22 protein-coding genes are annotated in these 23674 nt (G+C 49.0%); 12 read left to right on the top strand and 10 right to left on the bottom strand.

The window, feature by feature from the left end:
* Positions 1–160 precede the first annotated feature (160 nt).
* The 4 genes from ABRS97_RS09550 (at position 161) to ABRS97_RS09535 (ending at position 4467) form a co-directional block, all read left to right on the top strand.
* Positions 161–703, top strand: coding sequence for a C40 family peptidase (locus ABRS97_RS09550; RefSeq protein WP_367813226.1), 543 nt, complete (start codon positions 161–163; stop codon positions 701–703).
* Positions 704–1303: 600 nt separating this feature from the next.
* Entirely contained in the window at positions 1304–3046 is a 1743-nt protein-coding gene (locus ABRS97_RS09545) for a methyl-accepting chemotaxis protein (RefSeq protein WP_367813224.1), read from the top strand.
* A 92-nt stretch (positions 3047–3138) separates the two neighbouring features.
* Positions 3139–4008: an AraC family transcriptional regulator gene (locus tag ABRS97_RS09540; RefSeq protein ID WP_367813222.1), complete on the top strand. Its 870-nt coding sequence runs from the start codon at positions 3139–3141 to the stop codon at positions 4006–4008.
* 240 nt (positions 4009–4248) lie between these two features.
* Positions 4249–4467 carry a helix-turn-helix domain-containing protein gene (locus tag ABRS97_RS09535; RefSeq protein WP_367813220.1) on the top strand — a complete coding sequence of 73 codons (219 nt, stop codon included), beginning with the start codon at positions 4249–4251 and terminating at the stop codon, positions 4465–4467.
* Here the strand turns inward: ABRS97_RS09535 and ABRS97_RS09530 are convergent.
* Complete coding sequence (locus ABRS97_RS09530; RefSeq protein WP_367813218.1) at positions 4459–5052, bottom strand: TetR/AcrR family transcriptional regulator; 594 nt, start codon at positions 5050–5052, stop codon at positions 4459–4461. The genes ABRS97_RS09535 and ABRS97_RS09530 overlap by 9 nt on opposite strands.
* A 138-nt stretch (positions 5053–5190) precedes the next feature.
* On the opposite strand from ABRS97_RS09530, the gene ABRS97_RS09525 reads away from it, so the two are divergent.
* On the top strand, positions 5191–6453 hold the full coding sequence (locus ABRS97_RS09525; RefSeq protein ID WP_367813217.1) for an MFS transporter: 1263 nt from the start codon (positions 5191–5193) through the stop codon (positions 6451–6453).
* A gap of 48 nt (positions 6454–6501) precedes the next feature.
* On the opposite strand, the gene nikE is transcribed toward ABRS97_RS09525, so the two are convergent.
* The 6 genes from nikE to nikA are packed head-to-tail and all read right to left on the bottom strand — an operon-like array spanning position 6502 to position 12782.
* Entirely contained in the window at positions 6502–7323 is an 822-nt protein-coding gene (gene nikE / locus ABRS97_RS09520; RefSeq protein WP_367813214.1) for a nickel import ATP-binding protein NikE, read from the bottom strand.
* Entirely contained in the window at positions 7320–8525 is a 1206-nt protein-coding gene (gene cntE / locus ABRS97_RS09515; protein ID WP_367813212.1) for a staphylopine family metallophore export MFS transporter CntE, read from the bottom strand. The genes nikE and cntE (ABRS97_RS09515) overlap by 4 nt, the downstream gene beginning before the upstream one ends.
* The gene (gene nikD / locus ABRS97_RS09510) at positions 8522–9355 is read right to left on the bottom strand and encodes a nickel import ATP-binding protein NikD (RefSeq protein WP_367813211.1); all 834 of its coding nucleotides are present in this window, start codon (positions 9353–9355) and stop codon (positions 8522–8524) included. Before nikD ends, cntE (ABRS97_RS09515) begins: the two co-directional genes overlap by 4 nt.
* A gap of 5 nt (positions 9356–9360) precedes the next feature.
* Positions 9361–10203 carry a nickel ABC transporter permease subunit NikC gene (gene nikC / locus ABRS97_RS09505; protein WP_367813209.1) on the bottom strand — a complete coding sequence of 281 codons (843 nt, stop codon included), beginning with the start codon at positions 10201–10203 and terminating at the stop codon, positions 9361–9363.
* Positions 10200–11144, bottom strand: coding sequence for a nickel ABC transporter permease subunit NikB (nikB, locus tag ABRS97_RS09500; RefSeq protein WP_367813206.1), 945 nt, complete (start codon positions 11142–11144; stop codon positions 10200–10202). Before nikB ends, nikC begins: the two co-directional genes overlap by 4 nt.
* 18 nt (positions 11145–11162) lie before the next feature.
* Positions 11163–12782: a nickel ABC transporter substrate-binding protein gene (nikA, locus tag ABRS97_RS09495; protein ID WP_367813204.1), complete on the bottom strand. Its 1620-nt coding sequence runs from the start codon at positions 12780–12782 to the stop codon at positions 11163–11165.
* 192 nt (positions 12783–12974) lie between these two features.
* On the opposite strand from nikA, the gene cntE (ABRS97_RS09490) reads away from it, so the two are divergent.
* Positions 12975–14156, top strand: coding sequence for a staphylopine family metallophore export MFS transporter CntE (gene cntE, locus ABRS97_RS09490; RefSeq protein WP_367813202.1), 1182 nt, complete (start codon positions 12975–12977; stop codon positions 14154–14156).
* 90 nt (positions 14157–14246) lie between these two features.
* On the opposite strand, the gene ABRS97_RS09485 is transcribed toward cntE (ABRS97_RS09490), so the two are convergent.
* A complete protein-coding gene (locus ABRS97_RS09485; RefSeq protein WP_367813200.1) occupies positions 14247–15527 on the bottom strand; it encodes an MFS transporter in 1281 nt (426 codons plus the stop codon).
* A gap of 100 nt (positions 15528–15627) precedes the next feature.
* Positions 15628–16596: a LacI family DNA-binding transcriptional regulator gene (locus ABRS97_RS09480; RefSeq protein WP_367813198.1), complete on the bottom strand. Its 969-nt coding sequence runs from the start codon at positions 16594–16596 to the stop codon at positions 15628–15630.
* A 229-nt stretch (positions 16597–16825) separates the two neighbouring features.
* On the opposite strand from ABRS97_RS09480, the gene ABRS97_RS09475 reads away from it, so the two are divergent.
* Positions 16826–17332 (top strand): ankyrin repeat domain-containing protein, encoded by a 507-nt coding sequence (locus tag ABRS97_RS09475; protein WP_367813196.1) that lies wholly within the window; start codon positions 16826–16828, stop codon positions 17330–17332.
* A 16-nt stretch (positions 17333–17348) separates the two neighbouring features.
* Here the strand turns inward: ABRS97_RS09475 and ABRS97_RS09470 are convergent, their stop codons facing one another.
* The gene (locus ABRS97_RS09470) at positions 17349–18401 is read right to left on the bottom strand and encodes a YncE family protein (RefSeq protein ID WP_367813195.1); all 1053 of its coding nucleotides are present in this window, start codon (positions 18399–18401) and stop codon (positions 17349–17351) included.
* Positions 18402–18629: 228 nt separating this feature from the next.
* Between ABRS97_RS09470 and ABRS97_RS09465 the strand changes: the two genes are divergently transcribed.
* The 5 genes from ABRS97_RS09465 to ABRS97_RS09445 all read left to right on the top strand — a co-directional run bounded on the left by ABRS97_RS09465 (position 18630) and on the right by ABRS97_RS09445 (position 22733).
* Positions 18630–19754, top strand: a complete 1125-nt coding sequence (locus ABRS97_RS09465; RefSeq protein WP_367813193.1) for an amidohydrolase family protein — start codon at positions 18630–18632, stop codon at positions 19752–19754.
* A gap of 64 nt (positions 19755–19818) precedes the next feature.
* The gene (locus ABRS97_RS09460; RefSeq protein ID WP_367813191.1) at positions 19819–20196 is read left to right on the top strand and encodes a PH domain-containing protein; all 378 of its coding nucleotides are present in this window, start codon (positions 19819–19821) and stop codon (positions 20194–20196) included.
* Between the two features lie 118 nt (positions 20197–20314).
* Positions 20315–21265 carry a DMT family transporter gene (locus tag ABRS97_RS09455; protein ID WP_367813189.1) on the top strand — a complete coding sequence of 317 codons (951 nt, stop codon included), beginning with the start codon at positions 20315–20317 and terminating at the stop codon, positions 21263–21265.
* Between the two features lie 249 nt (positions 21266–21514).
* Positions 21515–21865, top strand: a complete 351-nt coding sequence (locus ABRS97_RS09450) for an ArsR/SmtB family transcription factor (protein ID WP_367813187.1) — start codon at positions 21515–21517, stop codon at positions 21863–21865.
* 88 nt (positions 21866–21953) lie between these two features.
* Positions 21954–22733 (top strand): SDR family NAD(P)-dependent oxidoreductase, encoded by a 780-nt coding sequence (locus ABRS97_RS09445; protein ID WP_367813186.1) that lies wholly within the window; start codon positions 21954–21956, stop codon positions 22731–22733.
* Positions 22734–23674 lie beyond the last annotated feature (941 nt).

Here is a 23674-nt window from a genome sequence, read left to right as displayed (position 1 = left end):
ATCGTGCTCATGCATTTCTCATGTAATTCTAAGAATGGCGGATTATGCTAGGCAGGACATGGCTTTCTTCCATCGTCGGTAAATATTAGGGAACCTGATCTATGCTAAATTAATATCAGGCACAAGCCTAACACCACGATCAAGAGGAGGAAATCCAATCATGCAATCGATGAAAAAGAACCGCCTTAGCCAATCGTTAGTGGGGATAAGCCTTAGTCTTTCCTTATTGACAGCAAGCAGCCTGCTGCTGAATCCAACATCCGCTCATGCCGCGGCTAGTACCTCTAGTTCAACGGCTGCTTACAACGCAGCAAGTACAAGCGCAAGCCAGGCGGACCGCATCATTCATACAGCTGAATCCTATATCGGGAAAGTAACCTACCGATTCGGGGTCAGGGATACGAACCATTTACTCTTAGATTGTTCTGCATTTACGCAGATGGTATTCAAGCAAAATGGAGTGACCATTCCGTGGGGATCCAGCGCGCAAGCTAGAGTGGGTAAGGCCGTTTCGAGCAAAGCGAATTTAACCAAAGGTGATTTGGTTATGTTCAGCGTGGGTACGCCCGGGAAAATCAACCATGTCGGCATTTATCTGGGCAACGGGAAATTCATTAGCAACACGAAAAGCTCCGGTGTCGTGATTAACGACATGAACTCCGGTTACTGGAAGAACAGATACATTACAGGCCGCCATTTGTAGAACCAATATTGCCGCTTCCTCGGCATAAGAAAACGATCGCATTCCGGTAAATGACCGGGGGGCGATCGTTTTTTTATTGAATAAGTTGCTGAACTAAGCGTTAGGGATACCCATTCTAACACGCCAGAAAGCATACGCCGTCAGGTATGTATGTTTGGCGAGTTCTTGGAGTGGAGAGATTCCGCACGCATCGTGTAGTACGGGCATTTGACAGGATGGACGTGGAAAATCCGGAAGTGCCACAGCGGTTTGGAGTATGAAATGTCGCCCCGATCTGCGATAGATCGTGTTTTTGCACGGGTGAGCGGAACGTAGGTGCGCTAAGAGGCGGTATTTTCGGCTGTAGGGACATTTCGCGGAACTACCGTACCTTATGAGCAGGAAATGCTGGGTTGTAGGCACATTTTCGCTCATTTAACGCACCACAGTTCCTCTTCAGGGGGAGAAAAGGGACGTTGCCATGGAATAAGGCATCGTAGTTCCGCCTGTGCATGGGGAATAGGTGATCCGGCAGTTTTTGTTCATGATTTGCGGGAAGGAAACAGGATATTCATATCGAATACATACAGAAAATTACAAAATATAGGGAGAATGTAAACCATGTTAAAGATTTTTCAAAGGAGCATTCAGACCAAGATTCTAGCCACATCGCTATTTTTATTGCTCATTCCCATTCTGATTCTAGGCAGCACCAGTTACTATGTTTCTTCTAAAGTTACCGATTCTTTGATTGAAAAAGATTTAAGAAACACGGTGCAAATGTCCATCCAGTTGATTGAATCCTTCGATGCATCCGTGAAGACAGGCAGTATTTCGAAGGAAGAAGCCCAGGAAAAAGTAAAGGTTTTGATGCTCGGTCCGAAAAAAGAAGGGAAAAGGCCGATTAATCCTAAGATTGATCTCGGCCCGAGCGGTTATTTCTTTGTACTCGATAAAAAAGGAAACGAATTGGCCCATCCTTCGTTGGAAGGCCAAAATATTTGGGATAGGAAATCGAACGATGGCACGCTGTTTATTCAGGACATGATTCAAAAGGCAGAAACAGGCGGAGGGTTCACCACCTATATGTGGTCGCTGCCGGGTTCGAAGAAGGAAGGCATGAAAATCACTTACGCGGAAATGGACCCGAGTTGGGGATGGATCGTGGCGGCAGGCTCGTATATGCAGGATTACAATAGCGGGCAGACGCACATTCTGAACACGATTATCGTTACTTTTGCCGTATGCTTGGTGGTCGGCGTGATTCTCCTTGTTCTCTTCGCGCGGCATATTTCGAAGCCGCTCATTCAGGTGGAACGTCAGGCGAGCGAGATCGCAGTAGGGGACTTGAAGATATCGAATTTGAATGTGAAAAATCGCGACGAAATCGGCAGGCTGGCGGCCTCGTTTAATCAGATGAAAGCTTATTTGCGGCAGCTTGTTTCTCAAGCAGGATCGAGCTCCAGCGCGCTGAACAAAGAGTCGGTTCAATTATCGCATGCGGTTGATCACATGCTTCAAGCTGCTAACCATATATCCACGGCTATGCAGAGCGTGGCAGAAAACACGAATGAACACGCGCAAAGTGTTGTTGAAAGCGCGGCGGCGATGAAGCAGTTGTCGGACAGCATTCAGCATGTCGCGTCCAGCTCTTCAACGGCGTTTGGCTTATCAGCAAACACGGTGGCAGAGGCGGAGAAGGGCAACGCCTATATCCATCAGACAACGGAGCAGATGCAGGCGGTCAGCTCGACGATGGTCCATCTGTCAGGCCTTATTGAGTTGCTGCGCCAACGCTCGGCGCAAATCGGCGATATTGTGTCTATCATTGCCGACATTTCATCGCAAACGAACCTGCTGGCCCTGAACGCTTCTATCGAAGCGGCGCGGGCCGGGGAACACGGGAATGGCTTTGCTGTCGTTGCCGGGGAGGTTAAGAAGCTGGCAGCGCGCTCCAAACAATCATCGGAGCAGGTCGCTGACTTGATCCTTGGCATTCAAGGCGACATTCAGGGCGCCGTTAAGACCATGCAGCAGGGCGACCGAGAGATCTCATCCAGCGTCGGGACACTACAGGAAACCGGATTGGCTTTCGAGAAAATACATAAGGCCGTTAAGATGGTCTTGGAGCAGGTGCAGCAAACATCTTCTGAAGCCGGGCGCATGGCGGGAACTTCGCAGCAAGTCATGCTGTCCCTGCACGAAATGGAGCATTCGGCCAATCAATCGGCAGGCGCCGCGCAGACGATATCTTCTTTGACAGAATCACAATTGTCCAGTATTGATGGCATGGTGGATTCCGTTAGACACTTAAATGAGATGTCAGCCCAACTGCAAGACGTCATTCAAAAGTTCAAGGCATAAGAGAAGCTAGCACGGATTATCAAAAGAAAATCGGCTTACTGATGTAAAATGAGAAGTAAGGACTTCACGTTGAAGGTAGGTTGGGTAACCCGATGGATGATTACAAAAGAATCCAAAATGCAATTGAATTTATTGAAAACAATCTGCAAAATGATGTGCTCATCACGGATATTGCAGCGGAAGCGTGCTTTTCGGCGTTTCATTTCCAAAGGCTGTTCCAGGCTATCTCTGGCTTTTCGGTACATGAATATATGAGGAAACGGAGGCTCTCTGAAGCGGCAGATCTGCTGAAGGCAACGCATACAAGCGTCCTGGATATCGCTATTTCATTTCAATACAATTCCCAAGAAGCATTTACGCGCGCATTTGAAGGCTATATCGGCATGACCCCGGCTAAATTCCGGAAATCGGGGGAAGCTGGGTGCCGCCAAACGAAAATTAATTTTCTGGATTATAAAAATAAAGCGAACGGAGCGCTCCCCATGGACAAGCCAGCTATCCTTCAGCTTGATGCCACCCGTATCATTGGCTACGAATACCACACGAGCCTTAGCAATGATCAGTATTTCGCAGAGATTCCCGGGTTTTATCGTCAATTCGGGAGCGACGGGCTTTACTTGCGAATTCCAGATTCCATAGCGCCGAATATGGCTTACGGCATTTCTTGTCAGTTTCAGGACGACGGCCGCTTCTCCTTCGTGATTGGCGAAAAGGTGCAGGCATTCGTTGACGCAGTAGACGAAGGCTTTGTTCAAATGGAGATTCCCGAGGGGAAATATGCTGAATTTAAAGCCTTCGGTGCGGTTGGACGCGTACAAGAGATCAGAAATTACATTTACGGCACGTGGTTGCCCAATTCCAACTATGAACGCAGTGAGGGACCGGACTTCGAAGTGACGGATGTGATGAATTCAGCATACCCTCATGATTTGAGGATCAAAATTTACATACCCATTGCGTAAATGAAGAAAAGCCTTGGCTATCCGATTAAATGGAAGCTGGGGCTTTTTGTGTTATACGTGTGTGCCGCCATGGAGCGGTGCAATTCCCTTGATTTGACTGTCTTAAAGGCATACACTTACAATATCAGGTCAAGAAAGAAGGAATTCGGCAAGCACATGAAATTACGCTGCTTCATGTATACCGAGCCGTCCTGAATGAAAATCAGGACATAAGATGAGGCCGAGAAGGAGCCCAATCCAGTGGAATTCAAACATAAATTAAAGGAACTACGGCAGGGGCAGGATCTTACCCTGCGCAAGCTTGGTGAAAAAGCAGGGGTCAGCTACTCCATCCTGAATGGCATTGAGAACGGCAGAATCCAGCCCTCGGCAGATGTCGTTATGGCGCTGGCCGCCGCATTAAAGGCCGATAATCGAGAAGAACTGCTCGCGTTGGCAGGACATGGTTCTTCAACGTAATCGGAGCCCTTTCAAATAGTCGGATAAGCTCTCTATATTCATTCGCATATGCCGGTTGTCGCCTTCCAGTTTGCTCATCATGATGCCGCCTTCCATGATGGAAAGGGTGAAGGTGGCTAACGCCTCCATATCGAGATCCGATTTGAATTCCCCGCTTTGAACGCCTTGGGAAATGATTGCTTTTATCGTGTCCAGTGTGCCGGCCAGGCCACGCTGGGCTTTTTGGCGTAAGCCGGGATGGCCGTCATCGCTCTCAATGGCCGCGTTGAGCAAGGGGCATCCCCCGATAAAAGGCGGCGCTTCTACGACATTTGCGTACATGTGTAAATAAGCCAGCAATTTGTCGGAGGCCGTTTCCTGCTCGCTCACGGCTTGCCGCAGACGCTCCCCGACGACATGGCCAGCATAGCTGTAAGCCTCAAATGCAAGCTCATCCTTGCTGGAAAAGTGGCGGTAGAGGCCGCCCTTTTTGATGCCCGTCAGCTCTGTGATGTCGGACAGGGACGAACTTGCATATCCTTTTTGATTAAAAAGCTCGGCAGACTTCGCGATAATGCGTTTTCGAGTATTTTCCCCTTTTGGCATGATGCCACCCCCCGATCTTCGTTAGTCATGATCATTATTATACCAAATGAAAATGCAGGATTGAAAAGGGAAATAAATATGCTACAATAAAAAGATACCGAATGGTATCTTTTTTGATGCGGGACAGGGGGATGTTCAATGAACACGACATGGTTCAAGGAGCCGAAGCATGCATGGATTGGCTTAGGTTCGCTGTGGATAATCGGATTTATCGGGGCGCTGACGCGGTTTATCATGGCTTATTTTCAGGTGCAGATTGCCGAGGATCTGCAGATGAACAGAGGATTCATCTCGATGGCATGGTCCACCAACCTGCTCATTGCCGCTTGCTGCGCACCTTTAGGAGGCTGGCTCGTAGACCGATATGGGCCTAAGAAGGTCATGCTAATCAGCGCAGCTATGGGGATAGCAGGTACAGGGATTGTTGTGCTGGGCCATCATCCAGCCGTTTTCTTCCTTGGTTACGGGGTAATTTCAGGTCTGGTCGGTATCGGGACGACGACGACATATTTACTAATGTTCGACTGGTTCCAGCATCACCGGGCCAAAGCAACGGCACTGCTGACGAGCGCTTCTTCCGTTGGGTTGGCGGTCAGCACACCGCTTTTCGTCTCCTCCAGCTGGCTGACATGGAAGGATGCCTTCCTGGCCTCGTTCATTTTAGGTCTTGTTGTCACCTTGCCAGTCATCTGGCTGGGCATCAGGAGTCCGCGTCCACAGCCGAAGCCGAATGAGTCGGTGAACGGGCAAACGGGTGCGCCTGCTCACGTTGCCGACCAGCCGAGCATCGCCAAATCGCCACGCCTTGGTGCGGCGGCTCATCTGCCGATTTTCATCGTTGTTGGCTTTGCGCTGTTCACCTGCGGGTTCAATATGGGAACCGTTGAGATGAACTTGGTCGCCATCCATCAGCTCGCGAATGTGGCTCCGGGCATGATCGCCTTATCGATGAGTGTGCTGGGGGTCATGGAAATTGTGGGATCGCTTATTTTTGGCTATTTTTTGGATCGGGTAAATAAGATCGTTATGATGGTTATTTTGTATGGCATTCGGATCGCGGGCTTTGCACTGCTCTTCCTGCATGCGGGGTGGTCGCCTGTTCTTTTTGCGGCAGCCTTCGGCATTACCTATTTAAGCGCAATACCTGGCGGGCTTCTGATCGTTAACGATTTGGCCAAAGGCAAAGGTAAGCGAACGGGCTTCCTGCTCCTTTTTCATCAAGGGGGAGGTATTCTGGGGGCTTTGATCGGGGGCATATCCTTCGATATGTTCAGCAATTATCAGGTGTTGATCGGTGCGGATATCTTCATTTGCACGCTTGTTGCATTAGGTTATTTCTGGTTATATACAGCGAAAAGAAGACGCAATATCCGCTTGCAGCCGATACAAGCCTCCACCTGAAACCATCAGGGCGGAGGTTTTCGCCTTAGGCAGAGAATGAGGGCTTTTTCACGGCATGATAATCGTTTTGGAGAGAGAACGATCACGCGGATGCTCGGCAAGAATAGAACCGAGCAAATTTTCCACGACGGGGTGCTTCGATGATAAAAGCCGTGATTTATCCGCAAACTGTTCAGCTATCTCCCCTTTTTCCATGACAGCCAGTGTATCAGAAATGGAGTAAGCGGCTTTAATGTCATGTGTGATAAAAAGGTAAGAAAGGCCGAAGGCCGACTTTAACTCGCCAAACAAGGCCAAAACCTGCGTTTGTGTCACCATGTCCAAACTGCTGACCGCCTCGTCCAGTACGAGCAGCTTCGGTTTTAAGGAAATAGCTCTTGCAATATTAATTCTTTGCAGCTGTCCTCCGCTAAATTGATGGGGATATTTTCCCATATCTTCTGGTTTCAGCCCAACTCTTTCGAGCAGCTCTCCGATGGTTCGTGTTTGCTCCTTCACGGATAAGGATTCGTAGTTGTCCAGCGGCTCCCCGATAATTTGCTCCACAGTCATTCGCGGATTCACGGAAGAATAGCAGTCTTGAAACACAACTTGAAGATCACGGCGAAGCTGTCTGCGGGTAGAAGTGTCCGTGTGATAGAGATCGATGCCTTGAAACAGAACCTGCCCCTTCTGCGGCTTCTCCAGCCCCAGGATCACTTTCCCGAGCGTACTTTTCCCCGCTCCGCTCGTTCCAAGAAGCCCCAGACACTTGCCTTGCTCGATAGCAAGAGAAACGCCGGAAAGCACCGTCGTCTGCTTCTTTGACCGCCAGAACAGGCTTGATGCACCGTAAGTATGCGTAACGTCCTTGACCTGCAACAAGCTCACTTCTTCACCCCCTCTATTTTGGCATGCAGCAGGATCAGCAGCAGGGCAGCCGCTCCAATGGCCATGCAGCCGGCAAACATGATCTCGTAAGAATAGGCGTTCGCGAGCAGACTTAGCCCCCAAGTGCCCACTGATGTTCCGAAGTCAGCAGCAGCAATGAAAAGGCCGATCCCTCTGCCTCTAAACCTTTCCGGCACAATAAACGAAACATAGGTCAACAGTGTCGGGTACAGCATGGACAAAGCAATCCCATTGCAAACTGCAGCAATCAGAACAACAGGAAGCGTTTCAGCGATTCGAACCAGACTCACAGCAATCGTCATAAGAATGATAAGAATAGTAACCATGAGAAGCGGGAAGCGACCGTTCGTTGGAATCATTTTTCGGCCGAAGAAGCGCAGCAGGATCAGAACCGCTGTTTCGGTCAAGAAATACAATCCGGCAAATGGTAATCCGCGATTCTCCAGATGGAGAGGGAGGAAGGCAGCTACCGTTCCAATCATAGCCGAAGCCAGAAGCATGATGACGGAAGGGAGCTGCAGTTGCCGGTCTTTCCAACCGCTATAGGGTTCACTGTCCAGTAGATTCGCTTTTCCCAGAGGATCCTGACTTCGAAGCTCTGGTAATCTAAGGTTCAGCCCAATGAGCAGCGTCGCCAAGCTTATCGGGATCAGGGCCATAAAGATATAAGACATCGGCACTTTATCCGCAAAATACAGGGCGAGAAAAGGGCCATAGGTATAGGGCAGCATGGACGAAAGCGAGAAAAGGGACAGACCTTGCCCGCGTGCTTTCTCAGGCAAGACTTGGATGATCATGAGATGCAAGACCATGGAAAAGAAGGAAAGGGTCACCCCCTGCACCATTCGAAGCAGAGCGAAAACCCAAAGCTCATGAATGAGATACATGGATAGGATAACTACATTCATTATTAATGCTGTGGTAAATATTCGTTTTGTGCCGAACTTGTCGACAATTTTACCGGCTACCGGCCGTAAAAACATCGAGGTAAACATATAGGCGCCCATAATTAGACCGATCTGCGCCGGGTTTGCTCCAAGCGCGTGCGAATTCAGCGGCAGCAGAATCAGAAGGATATGGCTGGTGGTATAAAATAAGATCGATATGAGATAAATTTGGATCGCTTTCGACCCGAACACACGGTTCTGCGGAACCGTAACTTGAGGCTGCATAGCAGTCATGACAATATAAGCTCCTTGGTCTGTTGGTTGATTGGCAACGAGAGTCTGGCATCAAGGAGCAGTTTCGTATACGCATGCTGCGGATGGTCAAACAGATCGAATACGCCAGCTTTTTCGACGATTCGCCCATGCTGCATAACGGCGACCTCGTCGGCCATTTCTGAGATGACCCCCAAGTCGTGGGAAATTAACAGAATTGCCGTACCGTGCTCCGAGCGGATACGGTCCAGTTGGCGCAGCACCTGCAGTTGATTGGCTACATCCAGCGCAGTTGTCGGCTCATCGGCGATGAGCACAGATGGCTTCAAGCACATCGATAGTGCAATCATGACACGCTGCAGCATACCGCCGCTCAATTGAAACGGATACCGCTTCATAAGCAGGACAGGATCAGGCAAGTTCACATCATGCAAAAAGGAGACTGCCAGGTCGAACGCTTGTTTTTTGCTGAAATCGGTATGGGTACGGATCGTTTCAACGAATTGATGGCCAATCGTAAACACAGGAGAGAAGGCGTTCATCGGATTTTGCATAATCATAGCGATCTCTTTCCCGCGAATGCGCCGCATCTCTTCCGCTTTAAGCCCGTTCAGCTCACGGCCGCTTAATTGAATACTGCCTTCCACCTGCGTTGTTTTCCGGTCTAGCAGCTGCAAAATAGACAGACTGGTAACCGATTTCCCGCTGCCGCTTTCTCCGACAAGGCCAAGCACACGGCCAGGCTTCAGTTCGAATGCAATATTGTGGACAAGGGGAAGCGTTCCCTGCGCCGTTTTTACCTTTACGTGCAGGCCGCTTACCTGCAAAACATGGTTTTGTTCTTCTTTCAATGCGCTCATTCCTTTTCAAAACGTCGCTTAACACCAAACCGATCCGACAGCGCTTCACCCAGTAGATTGAACGAAACGACGACGAGAAGAATCATGATTCCCGGGTACAGCATTAATTCCGGATTGCTGCGGATAAACGATTTTCCTTCATGAATCATCGCCCCCCACTCCGGCGCAGGCGGCTGAATGCCAAGTCCAAGGAAGGAGAGGGCGGAGATATCCATGATCGCCCAACCCATTTCCAACGTTCCCATGACGATAATAGGGGGAAGCACGTTTGGAATGATGTGCTGCCTGATAATTTTCCATTGTGAGGACCCGCTTATTCTGGCTGCGGTTATAAAATTCCGTTCCTTCAAGCTGAGAACCATGCCACGGAACATCCGGGCGTAATAGACCCACTGGACCAGCATCATCGCTAGGATAACCTGCGGCAGTCCAGGTCCGAAAATCCCGACCAGCCCAAGAATAAGCACCAGATTCGGAAACGATATCACCCCTTCGCAGAACCGCATCAGCACAAAATCGATGAGTCCGCCCCTATAGCCGGCAATCGCTCCAATAAATAAACCAATTCCCAAAGAGGAAATGAAGATCAAGGATGCAAAGCCTAGCGAAACGCGGGCGCCATATAAAAGGCGAGACAAGATGCAGCGGCCCAAATGGTCGGTACCCAGGGGATAGCCCAGCGAAGGCGGATGCAGCTTGATCGCCAAATTCACTTGAATCGGATCATGCGGAGAGATCCAGGGAGCCAGAATGGCAAGAATGAATAGAACTAGCAAGAGACCTGAGCATACCAGAGCGGTCTTCTGACTCCTAAGGCCGGTTCGTATACTTGCGATCATAGGCCAGTTCTTCCTTTCCGGGAAATTCGCGGATCCATTGCCATCTGGAGAAGGTCTACGAGCAGGTTGCACACGATAAATAGGCAAGCGACAAGCAGCACGTAGCATTGGATGACCGGGATATCCCTGTTTAGAATCGAGTCAACAAAATAACGGCCGAAGCCGGGCCAGGAAAAGACGACCTCTACAATAATCGTACCGGAAAGCAGCTTCCCGATATTCATGCCCAGACCGGTTAGCATGGGCGATATCGCGATTTTCAGCACATGCTTGCCCATAATGATTTTTTCTTGGATACCTCTCGTTCTGGCGTATAACACGTAGGGCTCCTGCATCTGCTCCAGCATACTGGTACGCAGCAAGCGGGAATAGATAGCAACCAGACCCAAAGCGAGCGTTAAAGAAGGCAGAACCAGATGCGCCCATGTCCCTCTTCCTTGTACGGGAAATAGATCCAGCTTGACGGATAAGAAAAAAATCAGTAAATACCCGAGCCAAAATTGCGGAATGGAAGCGCCAAAAAAAGCGAGCAGCCGGCTGAAATGGTCGATCACGCTGTTTTTATAAACGGCCGATAAAAAACCAAGGGGCACGCTGATCAGCACGGCCATGAAAATGCTGCTGAAGGCAAGCTGGAGCGTTGCGGGCATCCGATGCACGACCTCCTGCCAAACCGGCTCCTTCGTAACATAAGATGTGCCGAAATCTAGTCGGCACATCTTCATAAGGGAATTTACATATTGGACAAATAAGGGCTGATCCAATCCGAATTCATGTCTGACCTCGGCAAGCAGCTCTTCCGTCGGATGAATATGAGCTACAGTGAGATAGACTTCAGCTGGATCGACGGGCGAAAGATGGATCAGCACGAAAGAAAGAAGGGTGGCAAAGAGAAAGATGGGAATGACGGCAAGGAGCCGTTTCCCGATATAGCTGCGCAAATCATAACCTCCCTGGCATTACTTTTTCACTGTATCAAGTCCAAGGAAAGGATTTTCATCCCGGTTTGCCGGGAAGACGAAGCCCTTCACGTCTTTTTGATAAACAGCCGTTTTCTTAATATAAGAGATCGGCAGAAATGAAGCCTGCTCCTGCAGTGTCTTCAAAATAGAACTGTAAAGTTGCTGGCGCTTGCTCTCATCGGTTGAGAGGAGAGCGTCATTTACTTGCTGATCCAGCTCTTTTTTCATTGGCAAGCCAGAGAGCGACTCCGAGATGCCGAATCCCTTCGTAGCTACAATGTTAATGAAAGAGTGAGGATCATACGGTGAGCCGTAGTTGCTCCAGAAGTACAAATCAAAATCCGCTGACCGCAAGCGTTTCACTTGTTCGGTGATCTCCAGGCTTGTAATATTCAGCTTGACGCCGATTGCTCCCCATTCGGATTGCAGCGTTTCCGCCATCGGTTTTAGAACTTGATCTGACTTTTCATACAACAATTCCAGCTCGAGCGGTTTGCCGTCTTTCTCGCGAACGGTTTTGCCCGCAGGCAGCTTCCAGCCCGCTTCTTCCAATAAAGCTTTCGCTTTATCCACATCGTAGGCAAGCGGCTTAGCGTCAATATTGGTATACGGCAAGTTTTTGGATAAAATGTTGTCTGCTTTCTCCTCTAAGCCGGCAGTAATCCCATCCACCATCGCTTGCTTATTAAAGCCGTGATGAAGGGCGAGTCGCACCCGCGAATCCGAAAGTATATCCTTGGTGGTATTCATAACCACCTCTCTTGTCGCGATAGGCTCAGAAAGGCTTGTTTCATATTTGCCGGAAGCTTTCAACTGCTTGAAGGCATCCAAGCTGATAACGCCTTCTCCGTAAATCAGATCGAGCTCTTTTTTCTCAAAAGCAAGGACGCGCGTTTCACCGTCAGGAATAATTTTGATGACCAGTTTATTGGCTTTCGGTTGGTCACCCCAGTAATTCGGGTTGCGGGTAAATTCCGCAGATTCATCTTTCTTGTAATCAGTCAGCATCCAAGGTCCGGTACCGATCGGTTTTTTGATGCTCTTAGAAGTATCCCCGTCATCCGGGAAGCCGGCTTCACCGAGAAAACGCACCGGACGGACGACCGATAGCTCCTGAATAGTCGGATAGTAGGGCTGTTTCAGCGTCATTTTGAACGTATACTCATCGACTGCTTCGGTCTTGTCGAGCACATTGATAAAACCGAGCCAGCTATGATTTTTTGAGTTCTTCATGATTGCGTCGAAGTTCTTTTTGACAATAGCGGCATTAAATGCCGTTCCATCCGAAAACTTAACATTTTTACGGATCTTGAACGTGTATTCTTTCCCGTCTTTCGAGATTTCCCACGATTCCGCGAGATGAGGCTCGAGTTTTCCTCCCTCTTTATAACTGACGAGCGGTTCGTAAATCATCGATTGCGCGATTAATTGCGAAGGATTGTATACATGTGGGTTCATCGTCCCAATATCTCTTGGCCATGATACCGTTATCGTTTTATCAGCTTGGACCGCTCCTTTTTCAGGTTCCTGTACGGAATTCTGTTTGGAGCATCCCAATAGAGCCATGGTTAGGATAAGCATCATAAGGAGCAAAGTTTTTTTCTTTGAAGCTAACATATAAGTGTTCCCCTCTTCTGTCATTATGTTATGATAATGATTCTCACTCTCGGTTGAATGGTACATGATATATTTGTGCTTGTCAAGATAGTCTGCTGTATCGAGATCATCTATAATCCATAGAAGGACTGTTTTAAAAGCATTAGTAAAACGGCTCTATTGTCTTTAGAAGGAAAGAAGGGGCTGCTAAGAATGAGGACACCAGGTCCGTTATCAATAGGTTTTGTTCGACTATATCTGCTTGCATGTCTTTTCTTTACGGCCAATGCTATTCTTACCGTGATTCTTCCGCTTAAAAGCGAGAAGGAGGGAGTCGGACAAACGGAGATTGGCGTTATGATGGGCGCTTACATGCTTTGCTGCCTGTTCCTGCGGCCATGGGCTGGTCAGGCTGTTGCCAAGTTCGGGGCGCTGCAGACCATGCGCATACTCCTGATTGTACATGCCTGCGGACTCGTGCTGTTTACGGTTTTTGGCGTGGAAAGCTATCTTACGCTGCGGGCACTTCAAGGAGCCGTCACTGCCTTTTTTTCAATGGCAATGCAAATGGGGATTGTAGAAACGCTTTCGGATCGAGATCGGGCGCAGGGCGTTTCACTCTATAGCTTGTCTACTATGCTTCCTCAGTTGTTTGGGCCAATTGCGGCGCTATACTTATGGGAACATGATCAGATGCCTGTCTTAGGTATCATCCTGATCGTGCTTGGCTTGCTGACTTGGCTGTGCGGTTTCTCCGTTCCGCTCCCTGCCTCATCTTCGCAAGGGGCTTCAACAACGGTAACGGATATGGTGAAATCGGTATCTCAACTGTGGAGCAATCGCGTGCTGCTCATCTGCTCATTGGTCATGCTGGTCGCTTCCATTACCTATGGCGCGATTATGACTTTTTTACCTTTATATTTGAAAACGATTGAAAAGGGCGACGCCGGCCTTTATTTAATGATTCAGGCCGCTGTAGTCGTGGGTTGCCGGTTTACACTGCGCAAGAAAATTCCTTCCGATGGCCGTTGGCATACGGGGGTGATAGTAGGTTTGCTGTTGTCAGCCGCCGTAGGCTCGCAAATATTGGGTATTCTTCAAACCGCAGGCCCTCTCTTATACATAGCCGCCGTTTTCAACGGTGTTGCCGTTGCCTTGATTTACCCGACGCTGATTACCTATCTCACCTTTGTTTTGCCTGCACAATCTCGCCATCTATTGCTGGGTCTGTTCATTTCTTCCTATGATCTTGGTTTTTCGCTTGGCGGGCTGATGATGGGGCCTCTTGCAGAGTGGTTCTCCTACTCCCAAATGTATACTTGCTGTGCTTGGTTGAGCGTGCTCGTTCTTCTCCTGGTTATTTGCAACAAGAATAAGATGACCAGATCAGAGTGAACCTGGCTGACCGCTACCTAATTTTCCTTTGACATGTCTCATCATGGATGTAGTATGAAAGGTAGGCGGTCATTAAGGATGCGGGGGGCCTTACGGATACTGGCGTATCGTCTTGGCGTACAAGAAAGCTAACACGCCGAGCGTCAGCATCCCGGTGCCCGTGCAAGCGAGTATGAGAGAAGGGCCGAAGCGATCAGCGCCGATGGAACAAATGGCGATCCCTAGAGGAGTCGCTACGCTGCTAAGCGAGCCTAGCGTTCCGAAGAAGCGTCCCTGCAGGCCAGGGTCTATTTCTATCCGCAATATCGTTTGAATAATCAGTGTGCTGAATGAAAACAGAAAGCCGGTCACCAGAATCAGCGGCAGCCCGTAGGGAGCGGAGGTCACTTGGGACAGCAACAAGTAGCATGGCCCCATGGCGATCAGGCTGCCTACGATCCATTTGCCGCGATGCTTCAGCCTGGCCCCCATCAACAGAATGAAGCCTGAGCCTAGCACGTAGCCAAGCGGAATGAAGGCTTCGATGAGTCCGAAGCTGAACGGGTGAGCGTGCCAGACGCGAACCGCCATCACTTGAATGAGCATCAGCGATGACAGGAAGAAGAGGAAGATGCTCGGTAGAAGCAGCACAGCGGATCTGGCAAAGGCATGCTGCCAAATGTAGCGAAATCCACTGATGAAATCTCGGAAAAAGGGAGTGCGCTTGCCCTTCTGCGCGGGAGAAGCAGCAGAAAGAAAGGAGCCTGCGCCGAGAAGCAGCAGGATCGAAATGAAGTACGTGAAGGCATCCAGGGCAATGGCAAAAGCGCCGCCAAATGCCGCAACGGCAATGCCGCCAAGCGCGAAGCCGGAGATGCGAATGATGTTATCGGCGATGGAAATCGTACTGATCGCCTGGTGTATCCGCTCTTTGCCAACCAAGACGCTTAATGACGCTTGGAAGGAAGGGGTATAGAATAACCCCGTGAAGGCGGACAAGGCCGTCAATACGAAAATAAACGGCAAATGGTTGCCGGGAGTGAACATCAGCCATGCAATGCCGCCGACCCATAAGCATCGGCCGATATCGGAGATGAGCATGAGCGTTCTCCGATTCATCCTGTCAGCGACGGTGCCGGCGAAGGAGCCGAAGAGCATGTTCGTTATCAAATGGATGATGAGCACGATGGACATGAGCTTGGCGCTTCCAGTAGTTTGCAGCACCCACAAGTTTAGCGCAATGCTATGAAATGTATCGCCCAGCAGCGATACACAATAGCTGGCGAACATACACAGGAATGCGCGATTGCGCCACAGTGACTTGTTTGGTGCGGAACCTGGTGTGGGAATGAAATTACTGTTCGATGGAAATGGTGAAGCTAATTCACTCATGGGGATCCTCCTTTTTTGGAGGGGACCTTAAATTGACCCCTCACTTTTGGTATTGTCACACGATAACTTAAACGTTTAAGTTGTTAAAAATAAAAGCAGATTACTCTGCTTGAACACGAACTGCAACGCGTACATCTTTGTTCGGCGGTAAACTAGCTTGATCTTCGAGAAGCTGTATCATGAGGCGGAAGGCGGCAGAAGCTTTGGTCTCTGCAAATTCGATGCGCCGCACCCCTTTCGGCAGAAGGGCGGGGACATTTACCGTGCACAGCACAATCAGGCTGGCTGCGTCTACATATTTGGAAGCAACGGTTCCGAGACATTCATTCAAAATAATGCCCGTACGATGGGCATTCCGCTGTAAAAATACGGCTAGGTCCTTTTCGTTATCCATCACATGAATGAGTTCGTCCGGCAGTTTCGCACTGCTTTGTATAGCAGCCTGCAGTTCAATGTTGTTGTAAGGCTCCATGACAAGGTAATACTTGTCGAAACCCTCGGCTTCGGGAATAGGGGCGGCATCGAATATAAGGTTGAGATCCGTAATTGCGCTCTTCATAGCGGTCTCATAATCATATGTGATATTGTAAAAGAGCGTGTCATGAATTAAACTATCGACAACAAGGAGTGGGACACCTGCCGGGAAGCGGCTTGAGATGGTATAGAAATTCTCTTTTTTGACGTCTAGCAGAAAGACGGCATCCAGATTCCTTTCGGCGATAATATCAAGCTTCGGACGCAAAGGATCCAGCGTGGCGACTATCACATGAAAGCCCCGTTTCGTTAAATACTGCTCAAGCTCATTCGCGAACGTGCTACTAGCTAGCTGTCTCCAAACTCCGTCGCTCTCTGTACGATTGATCAGTACGCCGATGAGTCCGCTTCTCTGCTTCACAAGGGATACAGCAGCCAGATTCGGAACATAGTGGAGATTCTCGGCAATTTCGAGTATCCGGCAGCGCGTCTCGGAAGGAATGGTTTGGTTCGGGTTGTTATTCAGGACGTAACTGACGGTCGCTACAGAAACATTTGCCTCTTTGGCAATATCTTTAAGCGTCGCTTTCTTCATGGCGAATAGCTTCCTTCCAAGCTGTGACTTAATCGTTTAAGTTATTATGGCATGCCGACTCGCCATTGTCTAGAGTGGGGCTTATTCATTTTTGGAGCTGCCTGGCCTCTAAAGCGACAAGGGAGCCTGGTTCCCTGTAGGAAGTGGTAGCACAATTTCGAATCTTTTTAGGTTAACATTTATTTACAAATGGTGGAATGAGAAATCCAATTCATGGAGGTAAATGAACATGATCAATGAGGTCTTTAGTGCTGCCCGTAACGGAGAGCTTGGCGTATTGAGGGGATTTTTGGACAGTAAACCGGCACTTGCAAATACGGAAAACGAGGATGGTCTTACGCTTCTGGGATTCGCCGCGCATTTCGGTCAAACGGAGGCCGTAAAGCTTCTTTTGGACCGCGGAGCTGACGTCAACGCTGTATCACATTCCAAAGTAAGCTACATCCCCTCGAATACAGCGCTGCATGCCGCTATCGCAGGAGAGCGAAGCATGGACGTCATTAGGCTGATATTAGCGCATGATGCCGATACTAACCTATTTGATAGTAATGGTCATACCAGCGTGCATGCCGCCGCATTCCATGATCACAATACGGAAATGATCCAATTGTTAATCGATCACGGGGCAGATGTCAACGCCAAGGTTGAAGGTGGTGTCTATGCGATAGCTCTCGCCAAGGAACAGGGCAATCTCCGTGTTGCCGAGCTGTTAAGACAACAAGGAGCCATCGAATAGGTTTCGATGGGACGGCTTAACGGTCTTGCACGACCGTAATGGAACCTTCATTGCCGATATATAATCGGTTGGTTCGGGCGTTAAGCGTCATGTTCCCGGCAGATTGGCCTACGCGAAGCAAGGCGATACGAGTATTCGTGCGTCCGCTGTATACGTACAAGTTGCGATTCTCGGTATTGCCGACGAAGAAATGATTTGTCTGCGGATTGACGAGGAGCGAGGAGAACGTCGGAACCTGGAGCGTTTTTAGCGCTTTATTCGATTGCCCGCTTAAAATGATGAGACGGCCTCTTCCTTCCACCTGAGCGCTTGTGACATAAATCCGGTTGGTGAGAGGATTAACGGCTAACTCGCTTTGCAGGTGGCCGATCTGGATGGGAATGCTTTTGCGATTCGTGCTCCCATTAATAACGGAGAAGTAACGGCTTAAGTTGTTCCCGATATAAACCCGATTGGTCCGTTCATTGAGTCCCGGTGCAATAATGGGATTACGCCCAACTTTCACAGTAGTGATAACCGTTTGGGTTTGGCCGTTGATGACATGAACCGAGTCGCTGGCGGTGTTGGTCACGTAGATTCGTTTGGTGCGCTCATTGGTGCCCAAAAGCGAGGGAGCTCCGCCGACTCGCAGCGTCTTCACCACACGGTTCGTACTGCCGTTAATGATACTGATTGTACCGTTGGAGTTAGCGACATAAATGCGGTTGCTGCCCTTTAGAATGCCTAATCCGTAAGGACGCACTCCAACAGGAACAGTTGTAATAACTCGATTTGTTTTTCCGTTAATGACAGAGACGGTGTTATCACGAAAATTAGTCGTATAGATACGATTGGTACGAGTGTTCACAGCTAGAAAAGTTGCTCCTTTGCCCACTTGGACATAGCCAATAAGTTGATTAGTTAGACCGTTCAGCACACCCACTTGATTCTCGTTATGAATGAAGTAAACCTGGTTCGTGACTGAATTCGCTTTGATATCGCCAACTGCCCCCGTAACGGGAACGATCTTAACGACCCGGGGTTGAGTTTGACGTATCCCGACTACAGGGCATTGCTTTTTTTTGCTCATGGAGTTCCCCTTTCCGCACTTGTTATTTACCAATATATGGGCAAGTGGCAAATGGGGGACGCCCATTTCTTATATGCATGGGAGTGGCATATTTATCGGTGGACGATCCAGGAGCGTTCGTCCAGGCAGTCAACCGCTTTCGTGCAGATTAACCCAACCAGGGGCGTTCAAGAAAGCCTCCCTTTCAGGTAAATTCTCTGATCCCCATATATGCGAGGAGTCGTGTTCATGTCAAAAAAGAAATCGTTTACAATCACTCTCTCTACAATCATTCTTATTGCTGCAGCCGCAGGAATTTGGTTATACCGAGACGCACCGTCTCAACAAACAGCAGGGGGAGCGTCGACCCCCGCAGCTGTGATTACTGCTCCGCCTGCCTCCCCTGCGGCCGCAGCAACCACAGCTCCGCCTAAGCAAAAAAGCCTAGCGGACCTCATTCAGGAGTTCGGTTCCCTCCCGCTCGCCGACGCGCATAATCACGATGCAAGTGGTGGCGCTTACAGCCGGATGCTGAACACTTGGAAGTCGTATAGCATGGATCGAGTCGTCTTATTCGGCGACGTATCTGAGCGCAGCGCAATCAAGACCGATGAGGAGGCGTGGCGAGCCTACATGGATAAGCCGGATTTCTTCACGCCGTACTTCTCCGGGTTTGATCTCCATGATAAAGGAAGCCTCGACGTCGTGAGAGCGAACTTGGAGAAGGGATTTTTCGGACTAGGTGAAATTGCCGCCGCTTCAACCTATTCCCCTGTCGTTTCGAAGGTAGAATGGAAAGCGAACGACCCGATGGACGGGTTTTTGCCGCAAATTTATGAACTATGCGCGGAATACAAGGCCCCCATTCTGCTGCACATCGATCCGCCGAACGGCATAGTTATCGATAAATTGGAGGAGGCGCTGACTGCGCACCCGAATACGATATTCATTTTCGGACACGCCAACGCCAATAATTCCCCTGACAATGTGAAGAGGTTGCTCGAGAAGCATCCGAATCTGTATGCAGATTTCTTCGCCGGGTTTACTGTCCTGAGTCCTCAAAGCACCAACAAATTGGAGGACTTTATCCCGGTGATGAAGCAATTTCCCGATCGCTTTATGCTGAGCACCGATTCGGGTTATGGGCTTTCGAATGAAGCGGCAGCGATTTTATCTATGTATCGCGTGCTTGATGCTTTGGGCGACCCTGATGTTGCACGTAAAATCGCCTATGAGAACCTGGACACGATTATCCGGAACGAGCCGGCGACGAAAACACAAAAAGATGCGATCCTCAAGCAGGATCCGGCCCGCGATACGGCCAAACTGTCCAAGCTGGAGGCTGGACGCATACTTTGGGAGAAAGGCAAGTAAGTGTCGACGAGAAAGCTTGGCCTTAGATACAATGGGATTAGAAGCATATGAGGGAGGGAATGCTATGGGATTGTTTGGCGGTTTGATGGGCAACGCCTCGGAACTGAATTTGCAGGAAGTGAACAAGGAATTTGCCCATATACTCGCGTCTACGGAAACAGTCGAGAAAGCGTATAAACTCATCCGCGACCTATTCATTTTTACGAATAAAAGGCTTGTTTTGGTGGATAAGCAAGGTGTAACCGGCAAAAAAATGGAGATTCATTCGATTCCGTATCGAAGCATTACGCATTTTAGTATCGAAACCGCAGGCACATTCGATCTGGATGCCGAAATGAAAATTTGGATTAGCTCCACGCACTCGCCAATTGAGAAGAAGTTCAATAAGAGCTTGAATATTTACGAGCTGCAAAGCGTCTTGGCGGAGTATGTGTTGAAGTAAGGAACTAAGCCAACCCAGCTGTATCGGTACAGTTGGGTTTTTCTTGCATTGCGGCAGATTGCCGCACCAGTTACGATGGGAGCATACCATCAACTACCGCGTGAAGGAGTGCAGCCGCATGGAACATCAATCTTCAACAAAAGCGTACATTTCCGTTATCCTGTACACAATCATTATAGGATTATCATTTCTATTTGTGAAAATGGCGATGACAGTAGCAGATCCAATTCAGACATTAGCGCATCGCTTCACGATAGGGTTCGCCGTCACTTTGATACCTATCAGCATGAAGTGGGTTCGGCTCAAAGTAAGACCCAAGGATTTGCTGAAAATCCTTCCCCTAGCCCTTCTGTACCCTGCAATCTTCTTCGCTACTCAAGCTTATGGGTTGCAGAACGCCACATCATCGGAGGGCGGTATCATTCTAGCTACAGTACCGATTTTCACGCTGCTGTTTGCCGCTTACGTTTTGAAGGAACGGTCTTCCTTATCTCAGAAGCTGTTCATGCTCCTCTCTGTGGCAGGTGTCGTGTATATCTTTGCCATGAAGGGCATCGATGTGCAGCAGTCTCATATGGCAGGTGCTCTGCTGCTCCTCCTATCAGCGATCTCGATGGCGGGGTACAATGTGTTGGGCAAAAGGTTGGTCAGCCAGTTTCCGCTCATGGATATTACCTTTGTCATGCAAGGCTTCGCGTTTATTTTTTTTAACGCCGTTTCTGTCATTCAGCAGCAATCGGCAGGCACGCTGACGCTTTCACACTATTTTGAACCGTTTGCCAGCCCTGTATTTGTCGGTTCTATTCTCTATTTAAGCATTCTGTCTTCGATTGTATCCTCTCTTTTGTCCAACTATACACTTTCGAAAATGAACGCTTCTAGAGTCAGTGTTTTTACCCATTTGTCTACGTTAGTGACTGTCTTGGCAGGCGTTCTCTTTTTAGACGAAAAGCTATTTTATTTCCATATCATAGGCGGGATTCTGGTCATTGTCGGCATTATTGGAACGAACTATAGCAAGAACAGGGCACGCCAACTCCCTCCCTCTATTAAAAATCTGGATCAATAGACGGTCTGCAACGGCGTGCAAACTCATTTGGCGCTGATAATCTTTATTACTTAATAGGGAGCTGTAAGTCATCTGATTACAAGGAGGTCGCCACGCATGAATAGGAACCTCGACTCGAGCGCTTATGCACGGAGGTCTTGTACGGATTGACTTTTACAAACAAACGCCTTATATTGTAATTAAATAACTAATTATTTAGTTGTTTCAAATATTTGCGTGAGATTGCATGATGATTTGGAGACGATAGTGATGGCAAGCAAGGATACGACCCAGCTTGAGGTTAAAGTTCACCAACAATTGAGAGAATGCAGCGAAATATTTCTCGCCTTGGCCGATCCGGTCCGTCACGATATTATTATGATGCTGACGAAACACGATACGCTGAACGTTGCCCAAATTGTAGAACGATCCCCCATGTCCAGATCGGCGATTTCGCACCATTTGAAGATTTTACGGCAAGCGGGCTTGATTTCATCGAATAAAGTAGCTACGGAAATATTTTATAGCTTGGACATTGAAGCGCCGGTATTGCAGCTGAAAGCTTTTATAGAAACGACAGAACAAATTATGGCATGGAAAAGTGCAAATGAGGCTGAATAAGCCTTCTTTTATTGATTTAAATAACTAAATAATTAATTGTTTGAGTGATTAATTATTTAAATATAAACTTGTAGGAGGTTTTTATTTCATGAAGACGGTTCTAATTACAGGCGCATCAAGCGGCATTGGCAGAGAGTTTGCGAGGATTTTCGCTAAAGAAAATTATCGTGTTGTTCTGGCGTCACGGAATGAAGAAAAGCTGATTGAGCTATCGCGGGATTTGGAAAAACAGTACCGCGCAGAAACGCTGATAATCCCCGTTGACTTGGCTCAAAGCTCGGGACCAGAGCGGCTATATCGCGAGTTGAAGAATAGATCCATTGATGTAGATGTTCTTATCAATAACGCAGGCATAGGGTCGTTTGGGGCGCTTCATGAACAGGATGTCAAATCAGAATTAGCGCTTATCCAGTTAAATGTGAACTCGCTGTCCCACCTTATGATGCTATTCCTGCCGGATATGGTAAAGCGGAAAAACGGGAAGATCCTTAATGTCGGTTCGACAACCTCCTTTTATCCGTGCCCTCTAAGCGCAAACTACTCGGCTTCGAAGGCTTTTGTACTATATCTAAGCGAGGCGGCAAACAATGAGTTAAAAGGAACAGGCGTTAGCGTGACAGCCTTGTGCCCCGGGGCGACGGGTACTGAATTTTTCCGCAGCGCGAATATGGACCGTCAAAAAGTCGCAAAAACGGACGCTCTCATGAATCCAGAGCAAGTAGCTATGATCGGCTACAAGGCGTTGATGCGAAAAAAAGCCTACGTCGTGCCCGGTTTCCAAAACTGGCTGCTGATTCAAGCTCCTCGCATATTCCCGAGGCACATGGTTACCAACATCACGCGCAAGGTGCTTGAGCAGGGGTTGTAAAGCTGGCTGCTACAGGCGAAGTAGCGAAGGAAAGTTCCCGAACGGCCGCTACAGGTAAAGTAGCGAAGGGAATGCTTGCTGTAAAGCCCGAAAAGGGCGTTACAGCCGCCCAACCCAGCCTCCAGTGTGAAACTGGTGGCTGGAAGGGCCAAAATGGCCGCTACAGGTAAAGTAGCGAAGAGAATGCTTGCTGTAAAGCCCGAAAAGGGCGTTACAGCAAGCCAACCCAGCCCAGCCTTCAGAGTGAAACCTGGAGGCTGAAAGGTCCAAACCGACCGCTACAGGTAAAGTAGCGAAGGAAATGCTTGCTGTAAGGCCCGAAAAGGGCGTTACAGCCGCCCAACCCAGCCTCCAGTGTGAAACTGGTGGCTGAAAGGTCCAAACCGGCCGCTACAGGTAAAGTAGCGAAGAGAATGCCTGCTGTAAAGCCCGAAAAGGGCGTTACAGCTACCGAACCCAGCCTCCAGTGTGAAACCTGGAGGCTGAAAGGTCCCAAACGACCGCTACAGGTAAAGTAGCGGAGAGAATGCTTGCTGTAAGGCCCGAAAAGGGCGTTACAGCAACCCAACCCAGCCTCCAGTGTGAAACCCGGTGGCTGAAAGGTCCCAAACGACCGCTACAGGTAAAGTAGCGAAGAAAATGCTTGCTGTAAAGCCCGAAAAGGGCGTTACAGCTACCCAAACCCAGCCTCCAGAGTGAAACCCGGTGGCTGAAAGGTCCAAACCGACCGCTACAGGTAAAGTAGCGAAGAGAATGCTTGCTGTAAAGCCCGAAAAGGGCGTTACAGCAACCCAACCCAGCCTCCAGTGTGAAACTGGAGGCTGAAAGGGCCAAACCGACCGCTACAGGTAAAGTAGCGAACAGAATGCTTGCTGTAAAGCCCGAAGAGGGCGTTACAGCAACCCAACCCAGCCTCCAGAGTGAAACCCGGTGGCTGAAAG

Origin of the sequence: Paenibacillus tabacirhizosphaerae (assembly GCF_040812395.1) — a bacterium.
GTDB lineage: Bacteria > Bacillota > Bacilli > Paenibacillales > NBRC-103111 > Paenibacillus_E.
This window is presented reverse-complemented; position numbering and strand designations above follow the sequence as displayed.